This window comes from Paraburkholderia sp. BR10954 (assembly GCF_040965775.1).
GTDB classification, from domain to species: domain Bacteria; phylum Pseudomonadota; class Gammaproteobacteria; order Burkholderiales; family Burkholderiaceae; genus Paraburkholderia; species Paraburkholderia youngii.
In genome coordinates, this window is record NZ_JBFRCK010000024.1 from 89322 (window position 1) to 109180 (window position 19859).

The 19859-nt window shown below is 65.9% G+C and carries 21 protein-coding genes; 15 read left to right on the forward strand and 6 right to left on the reverse strand.

Translation table 11 applies throughout. The features are described from left to right. The first annotated feature begins 55 nt into the window (after positions 1–55). From AB4Y34_RS27920 to AB4Y34_RS27930, 3 genes are all read left to right on the forward strand, one after another. A complete protein-coding gene (locus AB4Y34_RS27920) occupies positions 56–1054 on the forward strand; it encodes an NADP-dependent oxidoreductase (RefSeq protein ID WP_176377816.1) in 999 nt (332 codons plus the stop codon). Positions 1055–1106: 52 nt separating this feature from the next. Continuing rightward, positions 1107–1988: an SDR family oxidoreductase gene (locus AB4Y34_RS27925; RefSeq protein WP_176377815.1), complete on the forward strand. Its 882-nt coding sequence runs from the start codon at positions 1107–1109 to the stop codon at positions 1986–1988. A 90-nt stretch (positions 1989–2078) separates the two neighbouring features. Continuing rightward, positions 2079–3038, forward strand: coding sequence for an alpha/beta hydrolase (locus AB4Y34_RS27930; RefSeq protein WP_368717845.1), 960 nt, complete (start codon positions 2079–2081; stop codon positions 3036–3038). A 65-nt stretch (positions 3039–3103) separates the two neighbouring features. Here AB4Y34_RS27930 and AB4Y34_RS27935 read toward each other — a convergent pair whose 3' ends face one another. Both AB4Y34_RS27935 and AB4Y34_RS27940 read right to left on the reverse strand, forming a co-directional pair. Beyond that, a complete protein-coding gene (locus AB4Y34_RS27935) occupies positions 3104–3970 on the reverse strand; it encodes an NRDE family protein (protein WP_176108583.1) in 867 nt (288 codons plus the stop codon). A gap of 144 nt (positions 3971–4114) precedes the next feature. Beyond that, positions 4115–5182, reverse strand: coding sequence for a folate-binding protein YgfZ (locus AB4Y34_RS27940; protein WP_368717846.1), 1068 nt, complete (start codon positions 5180–5182; stop codon positions 4115–4117). 78 nt (positions 5183–5260) lie between these two features. On the opposite strand from AB4Y34_RS27940, the gene mltG reads away from it, so the two are divergent. The 10 genes from mltG to AB4Y34_RS27990 all read left to right on the forward strand — a co-directional run bounded on the left by mltG (position 5261) and on the right by AB4Y34_RS27990 (position 15130). Continuing rightward, on the forward strand, positions 5261–6271 hold the full coding sequence (gene mltG / locus AB4Y34_RS27945) for an endolytic transglycosylase MltG (protein WP_176377812.1): 1011 nt from the start codon (positions 5261–5263) through the stop codon (positions 6269–6271). Further along, entirely contained in the window at positions 6271–6891 is a 621-nt protein-coding gene (gene tmk, locus AB4Y34_RS27950; RefSeq protein ID WP_176377811.1) for a dTMP kinase, read from the forward strand. Before mltG ends, tmk begins: the two co-directional genes overlap by 1 nt. Positions 6892–6986: 95 nt before the next feature. After that, positions 6987–8030, forward strand: coding sequence for a DNA polymerase III subunit delta' (locus AB4Y34_RS27955; RefSeq protein WP_368717847.1), 1044 nt, complete (start codon positions 6987–6989; stop codon positions 8028–8030). Positions 8031–8079: 49 nt separating this feature from the next. Next, positions 8080–8595 carry an N-acetyltransferase family protein gene (locus AB4Y34_RS27960; RefSeq protein ID WP_368717848.1) on the forward strand — a complete coding sequence of 172 codons (516 nt, stop codon included), beginning with the start codon at positions 8080–8082 and terminating at the stop codon, positions 8593–8595. 132 nt (positions 8596–8727) lie between these two features. Further along, positions 8728–9519, forward strand: coding sequence for a TatD family hydrolase (locus AB4Y34_RS27965; RefSeq protein ID WP_368717849.1), 792 nt, complete (start codon positions 8728–8730; stop codon positions 9517–9519). Positions 9520–9567: 48 nt separating this feature from the next. After that, complete coding sequence (locus AB4Y34_RS27970) at positions 9568–10299, forward strand: ankyrin repeat domain-containing protein (RefSeq protein WP_176119828.1); 732 nt, start codon at positions 9568–9570, stop codon at positions 10297–10299. A 192-nt stretch (positions 10300–10491) separates the two neighbouring features. Continuing rightward, a complete protein-coding gene (locus AB4Y34_RS27975; protein WP_176377807.1) occupies positions 10492–10848 on the forward strand; it encodes a Rap1a/Tai family immunity protein in 357 nt (118 codons plus the stop codon). Positions 10849–11005: 157 nt separating this feature from the next. Further along, a complete protein-coding gene (locus tag AB4Y34_RS27980; RefSeq protein ID WP_368717850.1) occupies positions 11006–12229 on the forward strand; it encodes a mechanosensitive ion channel family protein in 1224 nt (407 codons plus the stop codon). A gap of 153 nt (positions 12230–12382) precedes the next feature. Further along, a complete protein-coding gene (otsA, locus tag AB4Y34_RS27985; protein WP_176377805.1) occupies positions 12383–13795 on the forward strand; it encodes an alpha,alpha-trehalose-phosphate synthase (UDP-forming) in 1413 nt (470 codons plus the stop codon). A 267-nt stretch (positions 13796–14062) separates the two neighbouring features. Further along, a complete protein-coding gene (locus AB4Y34_RS27990) occupies positions 14063–15130 on the forward strand; it encodes a glycosyltransferase family 4 protein (protein ID WP_176119827.1) in 1068 nt (355 codons plus the stop codon). Positions 15131–15377: 247 nt separating this feature from the next. Here AB4Y34_RS27990 and AB4Y34_RS27995 read toward each other — a convergent pair whose 3' ends face one another. From AB4Y34_RS27995 to AB4Y34_RS28010, 4 genes are all read right to left on the reverse strand, one after another. After that, the gene (locus tag AB4Y34_RS27995; protein ID WP_368717851.1) at positions 15378–15965 is read right to left on the reverse strand and encodes a YSC84-related protein; all 588 of its coding nucleotides are present in this window, start codon (positions 15963–15965) and stop codon (positions 15378–15380) included. A gap of 78 nt (positions 15966–16043) precedes the next feature. After that, positions 16044–16355, reverse strand: a complete 312-nt coding sequence (locus AB4Y34_RS28000; protein WP_368717852.1) for a hypothetical protein — start codon at positions 16353–16355, stop codon at positions 16044–16046. Further along, complete coding sequence (locus AB4Y34_RS28005) at positions 16352–16801, reverse strand: hypothetical protein (protein ID WP_176377802.1); 450 nt, start codon at positions 16799–16801, stop codon at positions 16352–16354. The genes AB4Y34_RS28000 and AB4Y34_RS28005 overlap by 4 nt, the downstream gene beginning before the upstream one ends. A gap of 229 nt (positions 16802–17030) precedes the next feature. Next, positions 17031–17330 carry a PsiF family protein gene (locus tag AB4Y34_RS28010; protein ID WP_018431983.1) on the reverse strand — a complete coding sequence of 100 codons (300 nt, stop codon included), beginning with the start codon at positions 17328–17330 and terminating at the stop codon, positions 17031–17033. A gap of 449 nt (positions 17331–17779) precedes the next feature. On the opposite strand from AB4Y34_RS28010, the gene AB4Y34_RS28015 reads away from it, so the two are divergent. Further along, on the forward strand, positions 17780–18079 hold the full coding sequence (locus AB4Y34_RS28015; protein ID WP_368717853.1) for a YciI-like protein: 300 nt from the start codon (positions 17780–17782) through the stop codon (positions 18077–18079). 572 nt (positions 18080–18651) lie between these two features. Next, entirely contained in the window at positions 18652–19833 is a 1182-nt protein-coding gene (locus tag AB4Y34_RS28020) for a transposase (RefSeq protein WP_176377800.1), read from the forward strand. Positions 19834–19859: the final 26 nt, after the last annotated feature.

The following is a 19859-nucleotide window of genomic DNA, read 5'->3' on the forward strand; positions in this document are numbered from 1 at the left end:
CGACCTGGATTCGACGAATGCAGGTCAATCCCCGACAATCCAAGGAGACGACTTCATGGCCCAGATCAATCGCCAGGTGCTGCTGGTTTCGCGCCCGCACGGCGAAGCCACGCCCGATAACTTCAAGCTCGTCGAAACGCCGCTGGCGCCGCTCGCCGACGGCGAAGTACGAGTGCGCAACCACTATCTGTCGCTCGATCCGTATATGCGCGGACGCATGAACGACAGCAAGTCGTACGCGCCGCCGCAGCCGCTGAACGAGGTGATGATCGGCGGCACGGTCGGCGAGGTCGTCGAGACGAGGAATCCGAAGTTCGCGGTCGGCGACAAGGTCGTCGCGATGTTCGGCTGGCAGGAGTACGGCACCTCGAACGGCGCGGGCATGCAGAAGGTCGACGACACGCACGTGCCGCTGTCCGCGTATCTCGGCCCGGTCGGCATGCCGGGCGTCACCGCGTGGTACGGGCTGAACCGCATCATCGCGCCGAAGGCGGGCGAGACGGTGGTCGTCAGTGCGGCGAGCGGCGCGGTGGGCAGCGTGGTCGGCCAGCTCGCGAAGGTGGCCGGCGCGCGCGCGGTCGGCATCGCGGGCGGCGCGGACAAGTGCCGCTACGTGGTCGACACGCTCGGCTTCGACGCCTGCGTCGACTACAAGGCCGGCAACCTGTACCAGGACCTGAAAACCGCGACGCCCGATGGTGTGGACGGCTGCTTCGAGAACGTCGGCGGCGAGGGGCTCGACGCGACGCTCGCGCGCATGAACGCGTTCGGGCGCATCGCGCTGTGCGGCTTCATCGCGGGCTATGACGGCCAGCCGCTGCCGCTCAGGCATCCGTCGCTGATGCTGACGCAGCGGCTGCTCGTGCAGGGCTTCATCGTCAGCGAACATATGGACGTGTGGCCGGAGGCGCTCAAGCAGCTCGGCACGCTCGTCGCGCAGAAGAAGCTGCACTATCGCGAGACGATCGCGCAAGGGCTCGACGCCGCGCCCGAGGCATTCATCGGCTTGCTGAAGGGCCGCAACTTCGGCAAGCAACTGGTCAAGCTGATCTGAGTACGACCTCATCACGCAACGGCCAGCCGCCACTCAAACAGGGAGTCACTAGATGTTCGAATTCGCAGGCAAGGTGGCGGTGATCACCGGCGCGGGCAGCGGCTTCGGCCGCGCGTTCGCGCACAAGGGCGCGGCGCTCGGCATGAAGCTCGTGCTCGCCGACGTCAACGCCGAGCAGCTCGCGCAGACCGTCGACGCATTGCGCGAAGGCGGCGCCGAAGCGATCGCCGTGCCGACCGACGTATCGAGCGCCGCGCAGGTCGAGGCGCTCGCGCGAGCCGCGCTCGCCGCGTTCGGCAAGGTCCACCTGCTGTTCAACAACGCGGGCGTCGGCACCGGCGGCTTCCTGTGGGAAAGCTCGGCCAACGACTGGTCGTGGGTGTTCGGCGTCAACGTGATGGGCGTCGCGCACGGCGTGCGCGTGTTCGCGCCGCTCATGCTCGCGCAGAACGAGCCCGCGCATATCGTCAACACGGCGTCGGTCGCGGGGCTGCTGGCGCCGCCGGCGATGGGCATCTACAACGCGTCCAAGCATGCGGTGGTGGCGCTGACCGAGACGCTGTATCACGACCTGAAGCTCGCGCAGGCCGGCACGGGCGGCGAGGTCGGCTGTTCGCTGCTGTGTCCCGCCTTCGTGCCGACCGGCATCGCGGACGCCGAGCGCGCGCGTCCGGACGAACTGCGCAACGCAAGCCGGCCGACGCGCTCGCAGATCGCTGCGGCCAAGCAGTTGCAGCGTGCGGTGCAGTCGGGCAAGCTCAGCGCCGACGATGTCGCCGACTTGGCGTTCGAGGCGATCGCCGCGCGGCGTTTCTATATCATCACGCACCCGGGCATCATGGCGACGGTCAAGCTGCGTCACGAGGATATCGAACAGTTGCGCGAGCCGTCCGATCCGATGTCGCTGAAACCCGAGGTGAAGAACGCGGAGTAGCGGCCGGCTGCGTGGCCGCTACACCGGGTCCTCACAACAATTGGCGCACCGCGCGCCGCGCTGCGCTGTGCGCATCACGTTGCTGAAACCATGCCGCTGAATCCAACGATCGAGCAGGTGCTCGACATGATCGCGCGGGCCAAACGCCCGCAGTATCACCAGATGAGCGCGCAAGCGGCGCGCGCGTCGTACGAGAAAAGCGCGCCGATCCTCGAGATCCCGCGCGCGCCGATGTTTTCCGTCGAAGACCTGCGGGTGCCGACGCGCGACGGCGCGACGATCCGCGCGCGCCTGTACTTCCCGGTCGAGCCGAACTGGGCCGAGCCGCTGCCGGCGTTCGTGTACTACCACGGCGGCGGCTTCACGGTCGGCAGCGTCGACACGCACGATGCGCTGTGCCGGATGTTCGCGCGCGACGGCCAGTGCGCGGTGCTATCGGTCGATTACCGGCTCGCGCCCGAGCACAAGTTTCCGACCGCGGTCGACGATGCCTTCGATGCCCTTAGCTGGCTGCACGCGCACGCGGCCGAGTTCGGCATCGACGACACCCGGCTCGCGCTCGGCGGCGATAGCGCGGGCGGCACGCTCGCGACGGTCTGCGCGGTGCTTGCGCGCGATGCCGGGATCGCGCTCGCGTTGCAATTGCTGATCTACCCGGGGACAACCGGCCATCAGCAGACCGACTCGCACTCACGCCTCGCCGACGGCTTCCTGCTGTCGGGCGACACGATCCAGTGGTTTTTCGAGCACTACCTGCGCGATAGCGGTGATCGCGACGACTGGCGTTTCGCGCCGCTCGACGGCGCGCGCGGCGCGCCGGATTTTCGCGGCGTCGCGCCCGCGTGGATCGCGACCGCCGAATACGATCCGCTCAGCGACGAGGGCGATGCGTATGCGGAAAAACTACGCGCGCTCGGCAATCCGGTGACGCTCAAGCGCTACGCCGGCATGATCCACGAGTTCTTCAAGATGGGCGGCTTCGTGCCCGAAGTCGGAGAGGCGCATGCGGATGCCGCGGCGGCGTTGCGCGCGGCATTCGACATCGGGTGAGGGTAGGTGTCGCCAAGCGGTGAGCGGCCGGCGGCGAATGCGCCGGCAAGGCGCCGATCAAACGATCACGCCACGCTCATCCGGTCGCGCTCGACGTTGAACGCGAAGCTGCGCTCGAAATCGCCGGGCCGCACGATGCGGTGCGAGCCGTTGTCGTCGCTGCGCTCGGCGACCGCGACGCCGATCACGTCGCCATAGGCGGCGACGCGCAGCGCGGTGGTGCTGCGCGTGCCGTATTCCGGCGATTCGATGAATGCCGCCGACAGCACGCGCTCGCGTTCGAGCGGAATACCGGTCGACGGCAATTCGTCGTCGCGCGCGAGCCGCGGATCGCGCATCAGGTCGATCAGGCGTTCGAGCGGCGGCATTGCATTGCGCGCGAGTAGCGTGCCGAGCTCGCCGCGCTTTCTGACCAGCTTCGGCCACGCGGTGTCGAGCACCGCGTTCGAGATGCCGTGCGTGCCGGGCGCGAGCAGCGCGGGGCCACTATTTGCGTCGACGGCGCCGCGATTGCAGTACCACGCGAGCTCACGGCGCGTCCAGTCGCCGACCAACAGGTTGAAGCCGTTGTAGATGTCGCCGCTTTGCGCGACGTGCTCCAGATAGGCGAGCGGCGTTTCGTGCGGATGGCCGTCGGTGTCCCGCGCGGCGCTCGTGAGCCAATTGCTGACGAGCGTGCCGCGGGTCGGCGCATCGGCGCGCATTTCGCCCGGCGCGCGGTAATTGGTCAGCGCGGCGAAGCGGCCGTCGCGCGACAGCCCGAGCCACGTGCCGCCGCCCACGAGATCGCGGCCCGCCAGCACGCCCGGCGCGTCGCGCCACCAGCCGATCGGCTCGGCCGTGCGGCGGAAGAACTCATCGCGATTCGCGGCGAGCGTGAACAGCGGACCATCGACCGCATCGGGTCGCCAGTCGAAAACGATCAGGCACATCGGGGAGCATCTCCCGTTCAGAGCATGGGGCGGCCGCCTGATGCCGCAAAGGCAGACGGCAAAGAAAGCGACAAAAATCAGACGAGAATAAAGCAGCCAATAAAAAACGGCGCCCGATTGCGCCGCTTCTTACCTGCCCAACGATCAGACCTCGGCCGGCAGCCCGTAGGGCAGCGCCAGGAAGCGCAGCGCGGGGCCGTCGGCCGCGCCGACATGCACGCTGCCGCTGTCGAGCGCCGTGAGCTTGATCTCGACCAGCAGATCGACGCCGCCGCCGTGTGCCGATGCCGCGTTGACGATCATCCCGCACGGCTGGCCAGGATCGTCCGAGTGGAACAGCTCGGCGCCGGGGCGCACCGTATCAAGCTCGCCGGCGACGTTGGCGAGCGACGTGCGCCGCTTGATCGTGCCGCGATACTGGCTGCGCGCGACCACTTCCTGACCCGGATAGCAGCCTTTGCGGAAATTGACCGCGCCGAGCACGTCGAAGTTGACCATTTGCGGCACGAACTGCTCGACGACCGGCTGCGTGATGCGCGGCTCGCCCGCGCGGATGTCGAGCCAGTCCCAAACGGCCGGCGACACGCGCTTCAACTTGCCGTCCAGCGACGGCAGCAGCGCTTCGACCTGCGCCTTCGGTCCGATCCACAGATAGCGCAGCCGCTCCAACGCGTCCGGCACGCGGATCAGCGTGCCCGCGGTGCCGTCGACCTGCACGTGCACGCCGTCGGGCAGCGCGTCGAACACGCCGGACAGCGCGCCGCGCACGTCGCCCGCGAGGCCGACCACCGCGAGTTCACCGCTCGCGTCCACGAGCTTGGCTTTTGCTCGCAGCACGAACATCGACAGGCGCTTTTGCACAGCGGCCTGCACGTCTTTCGATACCAGCAGGCGGATCGTGTCGCCGCTGCGCCAGCTTAGGAACGACGCGAGCAGCCGGCCCTTGGCCGAGCAGTAGCCGGCGAGGCGCGCGTTCGCGGCATCGAGATGCTGGACGTCGTTGGTCAGCTGGGCGTGCAGGAAGCTGGCCGCGTCGTCGCCGGTCGTGTCGATCACGCCGAACTGCGACAGCGGCATGTACGCGCCGTGCTCCAGCACGGCAGCGAATTCTTCGGCCGACGGGCGCGGCAGGATGGGCAAGGCGGCGGGTGCCGCCGCGGTGGGAGCGAGACCGGAAGCGTTACCAGGGGCGTTCACGAGCGGTGTGTTCATGGATTCCGGGAACAGTCAATTCTGACTTTGGCTAAGGCAAACAGTTATTATATTCAGTCCAACCCAGTCACGTTTCGCATGACCCTTTTCAAGAAATGTTTCGCAGCCGGCGCGCTCGTCGTTGTGCTGGCCGCGGCGGCCATCGCCGCTGGATACTTCTGGGCCACCCGCCCGCTCGAATTGACCCCGGCGCAACTCGACGTCACCGTCAAACCGCACAGCAGCCTGCGCAGCGTCGCGCTGCAGCTCAATCGCGGCGGCGTGCCGGTCGAACCCGAGCTGTTCATCGCGATGACGCGGCTGCTCGGCCTGCAAAGCGACCTGAAGTCCGGCAATTACGAGTTCAAGAGCGGCATCACCCCCTACGAGGTGCTGCAGAAAATCGCTCGCGGCGACGTCAACGAATACGTGGCGACGATCATCGAAGGCTGGACCTTCAAGCGCATGCGCGCCGAGCTCGACGCGAATCCCGCGCTGAAACACGACACGCTCGGCATGAGCGACGCCGATCTGTTGAGCGCAATCGGCGCGCCCGAGGCGTCGATCGGCAACGGCGAAGGGCTGTTTTTCCCGGACACCTACCTGTTCGACAAGGACACTAGCGACCTCGACATCTACCGCCGCGCGTACCGGCTGATGCGCGTGCGTCTCGACGAAGCGTGGCTCGCGCGCGCGCCGAACCTGCCGTACAAGACGCCGTACGACGCGCTGACGATGGCGTCGATCATCGAAAAGGAAACCGGCAAGGCGTCCGACCGGGCACTCGTCGCCGCCGTGTTCGCCAACCGTCTGCGCGCGGGCATGCCGCTACAGACCGACCCGACGGTGATCTACGGGATGGGCGACAGCTACGCCGGCCGCATCAGGAAGAAAGACCTGCAGACCGACACTCCCTACAATACCTACACCCGGATGGGCCTACCGCCGACGCCGATCTCGCTGCCGAGCGTCGCGTCGCTGCAGGCGGCGATGAACCCGGCGCCAAGCAGCGCGCTGTACTTCGTGTCGCGCGGCGACGGCAGCAGCATCTTTTCTGACACCCTCGGCGAACACAACAAAGCCGTGGACAAATACATTCGAGGGCAATGATGGCGCGCGGCAAATTCATAACGTTTGAAGGCATCGACGGCGCGGGCAAGACCACCCATCTGGGCTGGTTCCGCGAACGCCTCGAGGCGAAGCTCGCGCCGAGCGGCCGCTCAGTGGTGATGACGCGCGAGCCCGGCGGCACGCCGCTCGGCGAGCAAATCCGCGAGATCGTGCTGCATCAGAAGATGGACCTCGAAACCGAGGCGCTGTTGATGTTCGCGCTGCGCCGCCAGCATCTGGCCGAGGTGATCGAGCCGGCGCTCACGCGCGGCGACTGGGTGCTGTCCGACCGTTTCACCGACGCCACCTTCGCGTACCAGGGCGGCGGCCGCGGCCTGCCGCGCGACAAGCTGGAGACGCTCGAGCGCTGGGTGCAGGGTGGTTTCCAGCCGGATTTGACCGTGCTGTTCGACCTGCCGCCCGCCGTCGCCAACGAGCGGCGCAGCGCGGCGCGCAACCCGGATCGTTTCGAGAGCGAGTCGGCGGCGTTTTTCGAGCGCACGCGCGCCGAATACATGCGCCGCGCCGAAGAAGCGCCGCTTCGATTCGCTATCATCGACTCTTCGCAGAGCATCGTGCGAATTCAGAAGCAGCTTGAAGAGTTGATCGCAACTCTTTGATTTCAAGATGATATAGCTGATTCTTATAACCACCTGACAAGCTGATTCGCCAGCTGAAGTAACGCGTGCAACCAATTGATTCAAAAAGACAAACGATGATCTATCCGTGGCAAGCCGATGACTGGAACCGCCTGCAGCAGCTGCGCGGCCACTGGCCGCACGCGTTGTTGCTGCACGGCCAGGCGGGGATCGGCAAGCTGCGCTTCGCGCAGGACCTCGCGCAGGGCCTGCTGTGCGAGGCGCCGCTGCCGAACGGCGAGCCGTGCGGCGCGTGCGCGGCCTGCAACTGGTTCGTGCAGGGCAATCATCCGGACTACCGCATCGTCGTGCCGGAGGCGCTCGCCGCCGAAGCCGGTCTCGCGAACGCCGCGAACGGCGCCGACGACAAGGCCGAAAAAGCCGATGGCGACGAAGGCAAGAAGACCCGCACGCCGAGCAAGGAAATCAAGATCGAACAGATCCGCGGTCTGCTCGACTTCGTCGGCGTCGGTTCGCACCGCGGCGGCGCGCGCGTGGTCGTGCTGTATCCGGCCGAGGCGCTCAACGTCGCGGCCGCCAACGCGTTGCTGAAGACGCTCGAAGAGCCGCCCGCGGGCGTCGTGTTCCTGATGGTGTCGGCGCGCATCGACCGTTTGCTGCCGACCATCATCAGCCGCTGCCGTCAGTGGCCGATGAGCGTGCCAGCGCCGGACACCGCCGCGCCGTGGGTCCCCCCCCCACGCCTCGAATACGCCGCCCCCCTGCGCCCCGCAGCGGGCGGCGCGCCGCTCGCCGCGCTCGCGCTCGCCAGCGACGAGAACCGTCCGCTGCGCGACTGGACGCTCAAGCAGCTCGCGGCCGGCGCCGGCTGCGACGCATTCGCCTGTGGCGAGGCGCTGCAGAAGCTGCCGGTGCCGCTCGTGCTCGGCTGGCTGCAGCGCTGGATGTACGATCTGCTCGCGCAGCGCACCGCTGGCGCGCCGCGCTATTTCCCGCAGGCGTCGGCCGCGCTCGCGCGCTGCGCCGCGCAGGCCGACGCCAATGCATTCGCACGCTTTCTGCGCACCGTCACGCGCCAGCGCGCGGTCGAAAACCATCCGCTCAACCCGCGGCTCGTGTTCGAGGAACTGTTCATCGGCTATCGCGCGCTGTTTGCGTGAGCCCGCAGCCAGACAGCCTTCCGTCTCATTCCATTCAAGCCAAGCCACCATGAGCCTTTCCTACCGCGACGCCACGCTCGACGATCTGCCCGCGATCGTCGCCATCTACAATTCGACGATTCCGTCGCGTCAGGTCACTGCGGACCTCGAACCGATCAGCATCGAGAGCCGGCATGCATGGTTTCATGCGCACGGCCCGCAGAAGCGGCCGCTGTGGGTGGTCGAAGATCCGCAGCAGGCGGGCCGCGTGATCGCGTGGCTGAGCTTTTCCGATTTTTATGGGCGTCCGGCCTACCAGCGCACCGCCGAAGTCAGCATCTATCTCGACGAAAGCGCGCGCGGCCAGGGTCTCGGCAAGCAGTTGCTGGCGGCGGCGCTCGACGCGGCACCGGGTCTTGGCATCGACACGGTGCTCGGCTTCGTGTTCGGTCACAATGAAGCGAGCGTACGGCTGTTCCGCGGCTTCGGCTTCGACGCATGGGGCACGCTGCCGCGCGTCGCGGTGCTGGACGGCGTCGAGCGTGATCTGGTGATTCTTGGCAAGCGAGTTGCGCACGCGAGTTGAGCACGCTACCTAAGCAAGCTACGTGAGCACGCTACCTGAGCACGCTACCTGAGCACGCTATCTGAGCCGTCCCAAGTGGCCCCGGCCACGCCGTCGCCCGGCCGCAAAGCCCTTTTTTCGCAGGACCTGACCATGTTTGTCGATTCACACTGCCACATCAACTTCGAAGGACTCGCGGACCGTCTGCCGCAAGTGCTCGAAAACATGCGCAGCCATTCGGTGTCGCACGCGCTGTGCGTGTCAGTGGACCTCGAAACGCTGCCGTCGGTGCTGGATATCGCCAGCCGCCATGACAACGTGTACGCGTCGGTCGGCGTGCATCCCGATCACGAGCACATGCGCGAGCCGAGCGTGGCCGAACTGGTCGAACTGGCCGAGCACCCGAAGGTCGTCGCGATCGGCGAAACCGGGCTCGACTACTACCGCCTCGAAGGCCGCTCGATCGCCGACATGGAGTGGCAGCGCGAGCGCTTTCGCACGCACATCCGCGCCGCGCACGCGACCGGCAAGCCCCTCATCATCCACACCCGTTCATCGTCGGAAGATACGTTGCGCATCATGGCCGAGGAGCGCGCGGGCGTGCCGGGCGGCGTGATGCATTGCTTCACCGAACCGTGGGCCATCGCCGAGCAGGCGCTTGCGCAGAATTTTTACATTTCGCTGTCGGGCATCGTCACGTTCAAGAACGCGACCGATGTGCAGGAGGTCGCGCGCCGCGTGCCGCTCGAGCGTCTGCTGATCGAAACCGATTCGCCGTATCTGGCGCCGGTGCCGTATCGCGGCAAGCCGAATGAACCTGCGTACGTCAGTTATGTCGGACGCTTCATCGCGCAGCAACGCGAGATGCCGGACGAGGCGCTGGCCGCCGCAACCACGCAAAACTTCTTCAGGCTGTTCGGAATCGCCGCGCCGGCCGGTGTCTGAAAAAGCCTAGTAACATCAAAGAGATAGGAAGCTTTCCTAAAGTACCATATGAAAAATATTTCGACGTCGTCCGCTGCTTTCCAACCGCTGTCCGCCGGGCCGGGCGCCCGGGCTCTCGCGCCGGCACGCCGTCTTGCGTGCGCCGCCGCGCTCGCCTGCGCGGCGCTGGTCGCGGTGCCCGCGCATGCAGCGCCGATCGACACGCTCATCAAGGCGGTCAAGTTCGACGACGTCAGCGGCGTCAACAAGCTGCTCGCGAAGGGCATGGACCCGAACAGCGTCGACAATCAGGGCATGCCGCTGCTCGTGATCGCCGCGCGCGAGAAATCCGACAAGGTCGCGGCCGCGTTGCTCGCGAATCCGAAAACCGACATCGAGATTCAGGACAAGGCCGGCGAGAATGCGCTGATGATGGCGTCGCTGGTCGGCGACCTGAACCTCGTGAATCTGCTGATCGCGAAGGACGCCGAGGTCAACAAGAAGGGCTGGGCGCCGCTGCACTACGCGGCCGCCAACGGCCACGACGACATCGTCAAGGTTCTGCTCGACCACTCGGCCTACGTCGACACGGGCTCGCCGAACGGCACCACGCCGCTGATGATGGCCGCGCGCGGCGGCCACGTGTCGACGGTCAAGCTGCTGCTCGACAACGGCGCGGACCTGTCGGTGAAAAACCAGATCGGCATGACCGCGCTCGATTTCGCCAAGACCTACAAGGAGCCGGACGTCGTCGAAGGACTCACGGCCCGCATGCAGCAGACCCAGCAGCAGAAACAATGACGCTGTCGGCAGGCGGTGCGGCGGGCCCGGGAGGCTCTGCCGTTTTGCTGCGGTTTTGTCCGAGCCGCGCGGCAGCGGGCCTGCTGCCGCCGTGTAAAACAGTGCAGAATGACGACTTCGGCGCGCCGCGTAGCGCGCCGCCCGGACGCGGCAGAAAGACCGCGTGATAAACAACCCTGGAAAAGGAACACCATGCTGCGGGCATTGATTTTCGCCAGCGCGCTTGCCTTGCCGCTTTCGGCAGCCGCGTTTACGGGAGGCGACCTCAACAAGCTGTGCACCAAGACGGACATCGCTTCGCGTAGCGCCTGCGCGGCCTACATAGAAGGCGCGGCCGACGGCATCTTCAACACGATCGACGCGATCGGCGGCACCACCGGTCCGCGCGTCGGCCAGTACTTCTGCCTGCCGCCGGATGCGCGCTCGGCGCAGTTGACCGACGCCGTGCGCAAGTACATCGCCGAGAATCCTAACGCCGCGGGCTACAACGCTAGCACGGCGATTTCGCTGGGTCTCGGCAAGGCGTTTCCGTGCAAGAGCGGCGGCTGATCGATAACCGCCGCGCATCGAAGAACCCGTTGTAACGCCTGAGGCGCCGTCGAGCGCCTTGGGTGTCGGGGTCGTCGCTCCCGCTGGGGGCGCCCCCGGATGTCAGTAGTCCCGCAGGCGCGCCGCCGCTCATCGAGCCCGGAGGAAGATGCCCGTTATGCCTACTATCGACGACTTCTACCGCGTGGCCGCCGCGCCGCTGCATACGTGGCTCGGCGCGCTGATCGTGACGGCATTCGTGACGATCGTGGCGATCGGCGTTCACCGCCTTGGCGCGCGCGTCGTGATGCGTCTGGCGCGACCGCATGCGCTGACGAGCGTCGTGCTGCGCTATATCGACAAGCCGTCGCTGTTCGTCCTCGTGATCCTCGTGTTCGCGTGGGTCTGGTCCGAGGCGCCCGATACCCTCAACTTCATCGAACCGGTGCGCGACATCACCGGCATCGCGCTGATCGCCGCGCTGACGTGGCTGTCGGTGCGCTCGGCCGCGGCGATCGGCGAAGCGATCATCCGCGCTCATCCGCTCGATAGCGCCGATAACCTGCAGGCGCGCCGCATCCATACGCAGGCGCGTGTGCTCGCGCGCTCGGTGATGATCGTGATCGTGATCATCGGTGTCGGCGGTGCGCTGATGACCTTGCCCAATGTGCGGCAAATCGGCGCGAGCCTGCTGGCTTCGGCCGGTGTGGCCGGTCTGGTCGCCGGTATCGCGGCGCGGCCGGTGCTCGGCAACCTGATCGCCGGTTTGCAGATCGCGCTGTCGCAGCCGATTCGCCTCGACGACGTCGTCGTAATCCAGAACGAGTGGGGGCGCATCGAGGAAATCACCGGTACCTACGTGTCGGTGCGGCTGTGGGACCAGCGCCGCCTGATCGTGCCGCTGCAATGGTTTATCGAAAACCCGTTCACGAACTGGACGCGCAACAGCTCGCAGATCATCGGCACCGTGTTCCTGTTCGTCGATTACCGGATGCCGCTCGCGCCGCTGCGCGAGGAGCTCGCGCGCATCGTCGAGAATGCGCCCGAGTGGGACCGCCGCGTGCAGGTGCTGCAGGTGACGGACTGCACCGAGCGCGCGATGCAGTTGCGCGCGCTCGTCAGCGCGCCCGATTCCGGCCTTGCGTGGGATTTGCGCTGCCGCGTGCGCGAAGGGCTGCTCGATTTCGTGCACCGGCATTACCCGGAATACCTGCCGCGGGCGCGTGCGGAGGTGTCGGCGGAACTCGAGACGAGCGGCGCTGGCCCGATCGACTGGCTGCCGCGCAGCCGCCAGGCGCCCGCCGGCAGCACCGCCGCGCATACGGAAGCCGATCCGGTGGCGAGCCGCCTCAGCCGCACTGGCACCGGCGAGGTCCCGCAGAAGGCGAAGGAGCAGGCTTAGCCACGCGTCGCCGGGCGCCAATCACGAATCGCGCGCCGCGAATGCCGAGCGCGCTCACGCCCAACGATGCCCGGGCACACCGATTGCTCTTTACGGGCGCACCACGCCCGCGCAGTCGGCGCGGCGCAGCGCAAGAAATGGAGGACATGCACTATGGGCCGATTGATCGTCGTGTCGAATCGCGTCGCGACGCCGACGGAGACCAAGGGATCGGCGGGCGGACTGGCCGTCGGCGTATTTGGCGCGCTCAAGGATGCAGGCGGCGTCTGGTTTGGCTGGAGCGGCGACGTGGTCAGCGAGACGGTCGCCAACGCGGGGCCGATGCTCGAGCAGGACGGCGCGGTGACCTTCGCGACCGTCGGCCTCACACGCAAGGACTACGACCAGTACTACCGCGGCTTCTCGAACGCGACGCTGTGGCCGGTATTCCACTACCGCAACGACCTCGCGCGCTACGAGCGCGACGAGTACGCGGGATATCGGCGCGTGAACGCGTGGCTCGCGCACAAGCTGGTCAAGCTGCTCGAACCGGACGACATCATCTGGATTCACGACTACCATCTGATCCCGTTCGCCGAGGCGCTGCGCAGCGAGGGCGTGACGAACCGCATCGGCTTCTTCCTGCACATCCCGTTTCCCGCGCCGCAGATCCTGCTCAACATTCCGCCGCACGAGGAGCTCGTCAAGTCGCTGTCGTGCTACGACCTGCTCGGCTTCCAGACCGCCACCGACCAGCAGGCGTTCCACGACTACGTGACCCGTCACGCGCGCGGCACGGTCAGCGCCGACGGCATCGTCGAGGCGTTCGGGCGCAAGCTGCGCACCGGCGTGTACCGGATCGGCGTGTTCCCCGACGAAATCGCCGAGCAGGCCAAGCGCTACGAAAGCCGCCAGCATGTGCTCGAACTGAAGCAGAGCCTCGAAGGGCGCAAGTTGATCATGAGCGTCGACCGGCTCGATTATTCGAAGGGGCTGGTCGAGCGGTTTCGCGCGTTTGAACTGCTGCTCGAACGCTCGCCCGAATGGCGCGGCAACGTCACGCTCGTGCAGATCGCACCGCCGACCCGCTCGGACGTCGCGACGTATCAGAAGATCCGCCAGGATCTCGAATACGAGGCCGGGCGCATCAACGGCCGCTACTCGGGGCTCGATTACACGCCGATCCGCTATCTGAACCAGCAGTACGACCGCTGGAAGCTGATGTCGCTGTTTCGCGAGTCGCAGATCGGTTTCGTCACGCCGTTGCACGACGGCATGAACCTCGTCGCGAAGGAGTACGTGGCCGCGCAGAATCCAGACGATCCCGGCGTGCTCGTGCTGTCGATTTTCGCGGGCGCCGCGGCCGAGCTTTCCGGCGCGGTGCTCGTCAATCCGCACGATGCGATCGGCATGTGCGAAGCCTTGCAGCGCGCACTGCAGATGCCGCTCGACGCGCGCCAGCGGCGTCACGAGATCAACATGGCCGCTCTGCGCGAGAACGATCTCGGTGTATGGCGCGACAGCTTTCTCAGAGATTTGCGCAGCGTGCCCGTGCGCCGATCGGGCGAGGGTGGGGGCCACAAATGACGACGCGGTGATGGCGCGATGAAGTCGCAAGACCGCGCAAAGCCAGCGCGCGGCCCCGTGTCACCGGATGTAAGCCGTATGTAACAACACCGAGCAATTGCAAGACCTGCGGCTTTTCCACCGACACCAGGGAATAATCCTCCGTAGCGACGATGCATGCGGCGCTTAGGGACCGCGTGAATTGATCCGACGTCATGGCGCTGTCATACTCGGCGTCGCCGACGGCATCGCGATTGCGCGGCAGCCACCGGCTCACGGAGACACAATATGAAGATTGCGCAGATCGCCCCGCTGACCGAATCGGTGCCGCCGAAGCTTTACGGCGGCACGGAGCGGGTCGTGTCGTACATCACCGAGGCGCTGGTCGAGCAGGGCCACGACGTGACGCTGTTCGCGAGTGGCGACTCCGTCACGAGCGCGAAGCTCGAACCGGTGTGGCCGCGCGCGCTGCGGCTCGATCCGGGCATTCGCGACCGCGTCGCGCCGCACATGCTGCTGATGGAACTGGTGCGTCGCCAGGCCGAAGACTTCGACGTGCTGCATTTCCATCTCGACTATTACTCGTTCTCGGTATTCAAGCGGCAGGAAACGCCGTTCGTCACGACGATGCACGGGCGGCTCGATCTGCCCGAGCAGCAGCCGGTGTTCGACACCTTCAACTCGGTGCCGGTGATCTCGATCTCGAATGCGCAGCGTCATCCTCTACCCCAGGCGCGCTGGCTCACCACGGTCTATCACGGCCTGCCGGAGCAGCTCTATACGCCGCAACCGGTCGAGCAGAAGTACCTCGCGTTTCTCGGCCGGATTTCGCCGGAAAAACGCGTCGATACGGCGATCCGCATCGCGGGCCGCTGCGGCATGCCGATCCGCATCGCCGCCAAGGTCGATGCGGCCGACCGCGAATACTTCGAGCGCGATATCCGGCCGTTGCTCGACCTGCCGTACGTCGAGTACATCGGTGAGATCGCCGATCATCAGAAGGCAGAGTTTCTGTCGGGCGCGCATGCGCTGCTGTTTCCGATCGACTGGCCGGAGCCGTTCGGCCTCGTGATGATCGAGGCGATGGCGTGCGGCACGCCGGTGATCGCGTTCAATCGCGGCTCGGTGCCGGAAGTGCTCGAAGAGGGCGTGACCGGGTTCATCGTCGAGGACGAGATCGGCGCGGTGGCGGCCGTCAACCGGCTGCACAAGGTGCCGCGCGCGGGCGTGCGGCGCCGCTTCGAGGAGCGCTTCACGTCGCACCGGATGGCGCGTCAGTATGTGGAGGCGTATCAGTCGGTGATTCGCGCGCAGAAACGCTCGCGGTTCAAGGTGATCGATTCGTCGGGCGCTTGAAGCGGGATCGTTCGCAACTGTTGAAGCGAAGAACGGCGGTGCGCGATGCGCGGCGCCGTTTTTTTCGCGCCTGAGTTTTCTGGCGTATGAGCGCCGGCGTCGACACCGCACAACAAAAAAGGCCGCGCGATGGCCCACACAGGGTCCCTCGCGCGGCCTTCGTCGCGATGCGATCTGGATGCAAAGCCTGCGCGTGTCTCGGGATGCACGCGCGCAGGTGTTCAGCGAAGCGTACCGGGCAACGCGCTCAGATCTTCAGCCGCGAGACCTTCGTGCCTTGCAGCGACACGTCGCCCATCAGACCCGCGTTGGTCAACACGAAAACCTGCACCGGCGCGGTGGCCGTAGTCGTGTCGACGGCGCCGTTCGCGCCGATCTTCACGAGCGCGACCGATGCATCGACGCCGGCCGACCAGCCGTCCGCGTTGCGGAATTTGTCGAGCGAATCCTGCGTCATGAACAGGAAGATCAGTGCCTTCGACTGCGCGCCCGCGGTCAGGCCCAACGAGCCCGACACGGTGCTGTAGTAGCCGACCGCCGCGCCGCCCACTCGCAATGCGCCTTCGCCATACTGACCGCCGACGATGAAGCCCGCCTGTATCACCGACGGGAACACCAGCACGCCGCGCGCCTTCGACACCAGCTCGCGCGAGCCCGGCACGGTCGTGAACAGCCTGGACAGCGTGCCGTCGACGCTGGCGTCGATCGACTGCCGTTTCGAGGCGTTGACATGAGCATTGTCCGGAGTGTTGCCCGTCGTCGTGCACCCGGCGAGTGCAAGGCCTCCGAAAGCTAGCGCAGCGGTCGTCTTCAACATGAAGTGTCGTCTTTGCATCGTTTTTCTCCGTGGTGGATCCGGGGCGCAACCGTGTTGATGTCGCCTGGTTGCCTCTGAGTTATAACACAGCCCGGTCTAAAAGGCGCGTTGCGTGGCAACGCGAAAAGCCTTATGGAACAAGGGTTTGAGGCTAATCGCAAGGTGCTTTTCAGTAATTTTGACCGGCCCGCCGGGCGGCGTCGAAGTACGCGTCGAGCGAAGCTCGTAGGAGGCGAAGCAGACGAGCACCCGAGGCGCGGCGATTTTGGTGACGCTTCGCCGCAGCCCCGCGATGCGCCTGTTTTTACCGATTTTCGCGTGGCGCGGCGGCCCATCGACATGGAAATGAAAGTGTTGTTTCGACGCAGCAAATGGCAGCGGAGTACCAGCGGCGCGGCCGCCGCTCACCCGTGATTCACCGGACTCTTGACCGCGGGCGGGCGCCGCAGCGCGCGGCGCACCACGCCGATGATCGCGCCGATCGCGAACAGGATCGCCGCCGGCACGATCCAATAGCCGACGAACGCGTGCCACAGATACGCGAACAGCGTCGAGCGGCGCACGCGGTATTCGTTGATCGCCTCCTGCTGACGCGGCGCGTTGGCGGCCAGCACGTCGGCCGGGCAGCCGGCGGCTTTTGCGTCGTCGGGGTTGCCATGGCAATGCGCGGGCGCGCCGGCGGCGCGCTGCGCCTGAGTGAAATTCCAGGTGGTCAGCGCGCGCTCGAGATCGACCGCGTTGTACGACATTTCCTCGCGGATCTCGTTGACCGCGACGATCGCCACGGGCACAGCCCAAAATATGATGACCAGCAACCACCGCCTTAACCAGCGGTTTTTGTGCTTCGATACCATCCTTGCCTCCGATCGATGCTCAGTAGCACCAACGACAAGATGGCGGCCCCGTTTTGATTGGTTCTATATGTGAGGGAGGGCCGTCTCCGCAGCCATCATAGAAGAAAACGGCGCGTTGCGCCGGTGGGCTACGAAGAAGGGGGCGAGCGGAGCGCCGCGTGGTGGAACGATGCGCCGGCGCCGCGTCGACAGGCAGGGCGCCGGCTGGAGGAACGGCTACGCGTCTCGCTCAGTTGGCGGGCGCCGACGAGGACAGGCAGGTCTTCATGAACGCCTTGCGGTCGTCGCCTTTCTTGTCGCCCGCCTGCTTGTTGCAGGCCTTCATCTTGTCCTGCTGGCTCATCGGCGCGGCGGCTGCCGGCTTCGCGGAAAGACAGGTTTGCATGAACGCCTTGCGCTCGTCGCCCTTCTTGTCGCCGGCCTGCTTGTTGCAGTCGGCCATCTTGGTCTGCTGGCTGTTCGCCGCGAACGCCGGCGATACGAGTACCGCGCCCAACACCAGCGTAGCGATAGCGGATTGGATTTTCATGGGACACTCCATCGGTGGTGAAAACGTTCTGATCGTTTATGCGCGCGGGCGACGACGGCATCCATGGGCCCATCGGCGCATCCATTATGGCAAATGCCGTCTGCCAGAACGGCTCGAAATGCGTTCCGGTTGACAGCGGTGCGCGCTCGTTTTCCCTGAGTAGCGGGGAGCAACCGGTGATGCGGCGTTTGAAACGATCGAAATCAACGAGTGCGCGAATTTCGTTATGCAATGCAGATTGGTTGTGCCGACTATTCCTTGCTATTTGAATAGAAATTACGGTTCGAGGTATTTGGATCTATTGCTAGCAGGCAATAAGAATTTCCGCATTGCTGCGAATGCAACTGAATAGAAAAGTGGCATGAAATTCGGCAGCCTCCGTTGTGCAGAATCGCGCTCCGATGCATGCCGGTACCGGTGTCAACCTTCATCGTTGCGAGGAGACTTACATGCATTACCTGTTGATGTACGAGTTGGTACCCGACTATCTGGAGCGACGCGGCGAGTACCGCGACGCGCATCTGAAACTCGCTTGGGCTGCCGCCGAACGGGGCGAACTGCTGCTGGCCGGCGCGCTCAGCGAGCCGACGGACGAGGCGGTGCTGCTCTTCACCGGCACCTCGCCGGCAGTCGCACAAGCCTTTGCCAAGGCCGATCCGTACGTGCTATCCGGACTAGTCACGCGCTGGCGCGTGCGCGAATGGACCACCGTCGTCGGCGAGCACGCATCGAAACCAGTGCGCCCGTAGTGTCGCCCGAAGCGACTTCAACGTCTTTGCTCTTGCCTCGAACTCGGCGCATGCGCAGCGGCCGCATGCGCCCCTCGATGTCACCGCGCGTGCGCGTCGCCGTTCTTTCGCCGACGCTCGACACCGCTGACCACATCAATCATCAAATGGCATAGAAATGCGTGCTGAATTGGCAATTGCGTTTTTAAAGCGCATTCTGTTCGGCAATGCTGTATTGTGCTTTGCAATAGACCGATTCGGTGCCAGGTAAGCACGCGGCTTCTGTTACGGCAATACGAGAATCGACGCAGCGAAACGGAAAAGATTGTTTCTATCCGTAACACTTGTCTCAACTGTACTCATGCAAACAACGGGATGGTATGCTTCGTGCAGAAATTTTCCCGTGCACGAGTGAGACCGCGTTTTGTGCTTCGCAATAGGGAAGAGCCGCACCACGCGTGGGCGGACTGCTCCGGCGAGCCGAACGGATAAAACAAATTTGTGCAACCGAGGGCCGCACACGGGTCGTGAACGCTAAGAATCCGTGGCAGGCCCAACGCCGCGGCCAGGCCAGGCCGCGTGGAGAAAATCCAATGTTTTTCGATGAGCTAAACAACGACGAATGGGCGCTGCTCGCGCCGCTCGTCTCCGACGAGCCGGCCGTCCGTCTGAACCGGCGCGGCCGGCCGCGCGCCGAACCGCGCATCGTGACGAATGCGGTGCTGTGGATCATGACCACGGGCGAGCCGTGGTCGAAGCTGCCGGGCCGCTATCCGTCCGGTCCCACGTGCCGTCGCCGCTTCGAAGAGTGGCAACTGAACGGCACTCTGCTGGAGATGGTCCGCCTGCTGTCGCAGAGCGGCCGCACCTTCGCGTACATTCCCCAACCGGCGCCGCCCGTTACGGCCAGACCCGTGGCGCCGGTTGCGCAAACCCCGAGCCCGCGCGAAGACAACAGTCTGCGCGGCGTGTCGTGGAAGAGTCCCGAGTCGTGGCAGGCGCCCGGCGTCGCGAGTGCGTTGAGCCAATGGCGCACGGCCGATCCGATCGGCGACATCACGCGGCAATTGTCGGGGCTCGGGCCCGCGGCAGTGCCGGCCACGCCCGTGGCGACATTCGCGTCGGCCGCGGCGCCAGAGGCGCATGTCGAACCCGCCGCAATCGGCACGGCCGGAACCTTCCCGCCCGACGAGCCGCGCCCGTCGCTGACGATGGCCCTCGCGCCGAGCGGCATGCAGGTCGCCGACTCGCGCGGTTATCTGATCTACGTGGTGGTCGAGGAAGTGCCGAATGCGATGTATCGCGGGTGGGCGGAGATCATCAGGGACGGCAAGCGTGTCGAGCGCTCCGGCCTCGTCGGCCCGCGCTTCGAGGATGCGCAGCACGCGCAGCAATTCGCGCTCGACTGGGCACGTCAGTGGATCGATCGCGAATGCGCAACCGACGCGGCGGCCGCCGCGATGACCGAGGCAAGGGCCGCTGAACCTGCGTCGGCAACCGCATCGAGCAGCCCTGTGCAGCGCTCGGCGAGCCGCTCGTTGGCAGCCCTGCGTCATGTGCCGGAACCGGCGTCGATCGATGGCAGCGCCAATCACGGCGCGCCTTTGCACGGGCAGCTGAAGCCATCACTGAATGCATTGCGCGTGCCGCTGCGCCGCTATCCGTCGGACACCGCGAGCGCGGGCGTGACGAGCACGCCCGCGGTGACGACCGACAGCGGCACCGTGGAGCACTTTTCGGCGACCTACAAAGAACTCATCTCGTACGTGGGGTGAACCCGGCGGACCCCGCGGCCGCCTGG

What these genes read in the sequence shown, in the direction of transcription:
- AB4Y34_RS27920 (WP_176377816.1), top strand. Translation starts at nt 56, where the DNA reads ATGGCCCAGATCAATCGCCAGGTGCTGCTGGTTTCGCGCCCGCACGGC.
- AB4Y34_RS27925 (WP_176377815.1), top strand. Translation starts at nt 1,107, where the DNA reads ATGTTCGAATTCGCAGGCAAGGTGGCGGTGATCACCGGCGCGGGCAGC.
- AB4Y34_RS27930 (WP_368717845.1), top strand. Translation starts at nt 2,079, where the DNA reads ATGCCGCTGAATCCAACGATCGAGCAGGTGCTCGACATGATCGCGCGG.
- AB4Y34_RS27935 (WP_176108583.1), bottom strand. Translation starts at nt 3,970, where the DNA reads ATGTGCCTGATCGTTTTCGACTGGCGACCCGATGCGGTCGATGGTCCG.
- AB4Y34_RS27940 (WP_368717846.1), bottom strand. Translation starts at nt 5,182, where the DNA reads ATGAACACACCGCTCGTGAACGCCCCTGGTAACGCTTCCGGTCTCGCT.
- mltG (WP_176377812.1), top strand. Translation starts at nt 5,261, where the DNA reads ATGACCCTTTTCAAGAAATGTTTCGCAGCCGGCGCGCTCGTCGTTGTG.
- tmk (WP_176377811.1), top strand. Translation starts at nt 6,271, where the DNA reads ATGGCGCGCGGCAAATTCATAACGTTTGAAGGCATCGACGGCGCGGGC.
- AB4Y34_RS27955 (WP_368717847.1), top strand. Translation starts at nt 6,987, where the DNA reads ATGATCTATCCGTGGCAAGCCGATGACTGGAACCGCCTGCAGCAGCTG.
- AB4Y34_RS27960 (WP_368717848.1), top strand. Translation starts at nt 8,080, where the DNA reads ATGAGCCTTTCCTACCGCGACGCCACGCTCGACGATCTGCCCGCGATC.
- AB4Y34_RS27965 (WP_368717849.1), top strand. Translation starts at nt 8,728, where the DNA reads ATGTTTGTCGATTCACACTGCCACATCAACTTCGAAGGACTCGCGGAC.
- AB4Y34_RS27970 (WP_176119828.1), top strand. Translation starts at nt 9,568, where the DNA reads ATGAAAAATATTTCGACGTCGTCCGCTGCTTTCCAACCGCTGTCCGCC.
- AB4Y34_RS27975 (WP_176377807.1), top strand. Translation starts at nt 10,492, where the DNA reads ATGCTGCGGGCATTGATTTTCGCCAGCGCGCTTGCCTTGCCGCTTTCG.
- AB4Y34_RS27980 (WP_368717850.1), top strand. Translation starts at nt 11,006, where the DNA reads ATGCCTACTATCGACGACTTCTACCGCGTGGCCGCCGCGCCGCTGCAT.
- otsA (WP_176377805.1), top strand. Translation starts at nt 12,383, where the DNA reads ATGGGCCGATTGATCGTCGTGTCGAATCGCGTCGCGACGCCGACGGAG.
- AB4Y34_RS27990 (WP_176119827.1), top strand. Translation starts at nt 14,063, where the DNA reads ATGAAGATTGCGCAGATCGCCCCGCTGACCGAATCGGTGCCGCCGAAG.
- AB4Y34_RS27995 (WP_368717851.1), bottom strand. Translation starts at nt 15,965, where the DNA reads ATGCAAAGACGACACTTCATGTTGAAGACGACCGCTGCGCTAGCTTTC.
- AB4Y34_RS28005 (WP_176377802.1), bottom strand. Translation starts at nt 16,801, where the DNA reads ATGGTATCGAAGCACAAAAACCGCTGGTTAAGGCGGTGGTTGCTGGTC.
- AB4Y34_RS28010 (WP_018431983.1), bottom strand. Translation starts at nt 17,330, where the DNA reads ATGAAAATCCAATCCGCTATCGCTACGCTGGTGTTGGGCGCGGTACTC.
- AB4Y34_RS28015 (WP_368717853.1), top strand. Translation starts at nt 17,780, where the DNA reads ATGCATTACCTGTTGATGTACGAGTTGGTACCCGACTATCTGGAGCGA.
- AB4Y34_RS28020 (WP_176377800.1), top strand. Translation starts at nt 18,652, where the DNA reads ATGTTTTTCGATGAGCTAAACAACGACGAATGGGCGCTGCTCGCGCCG.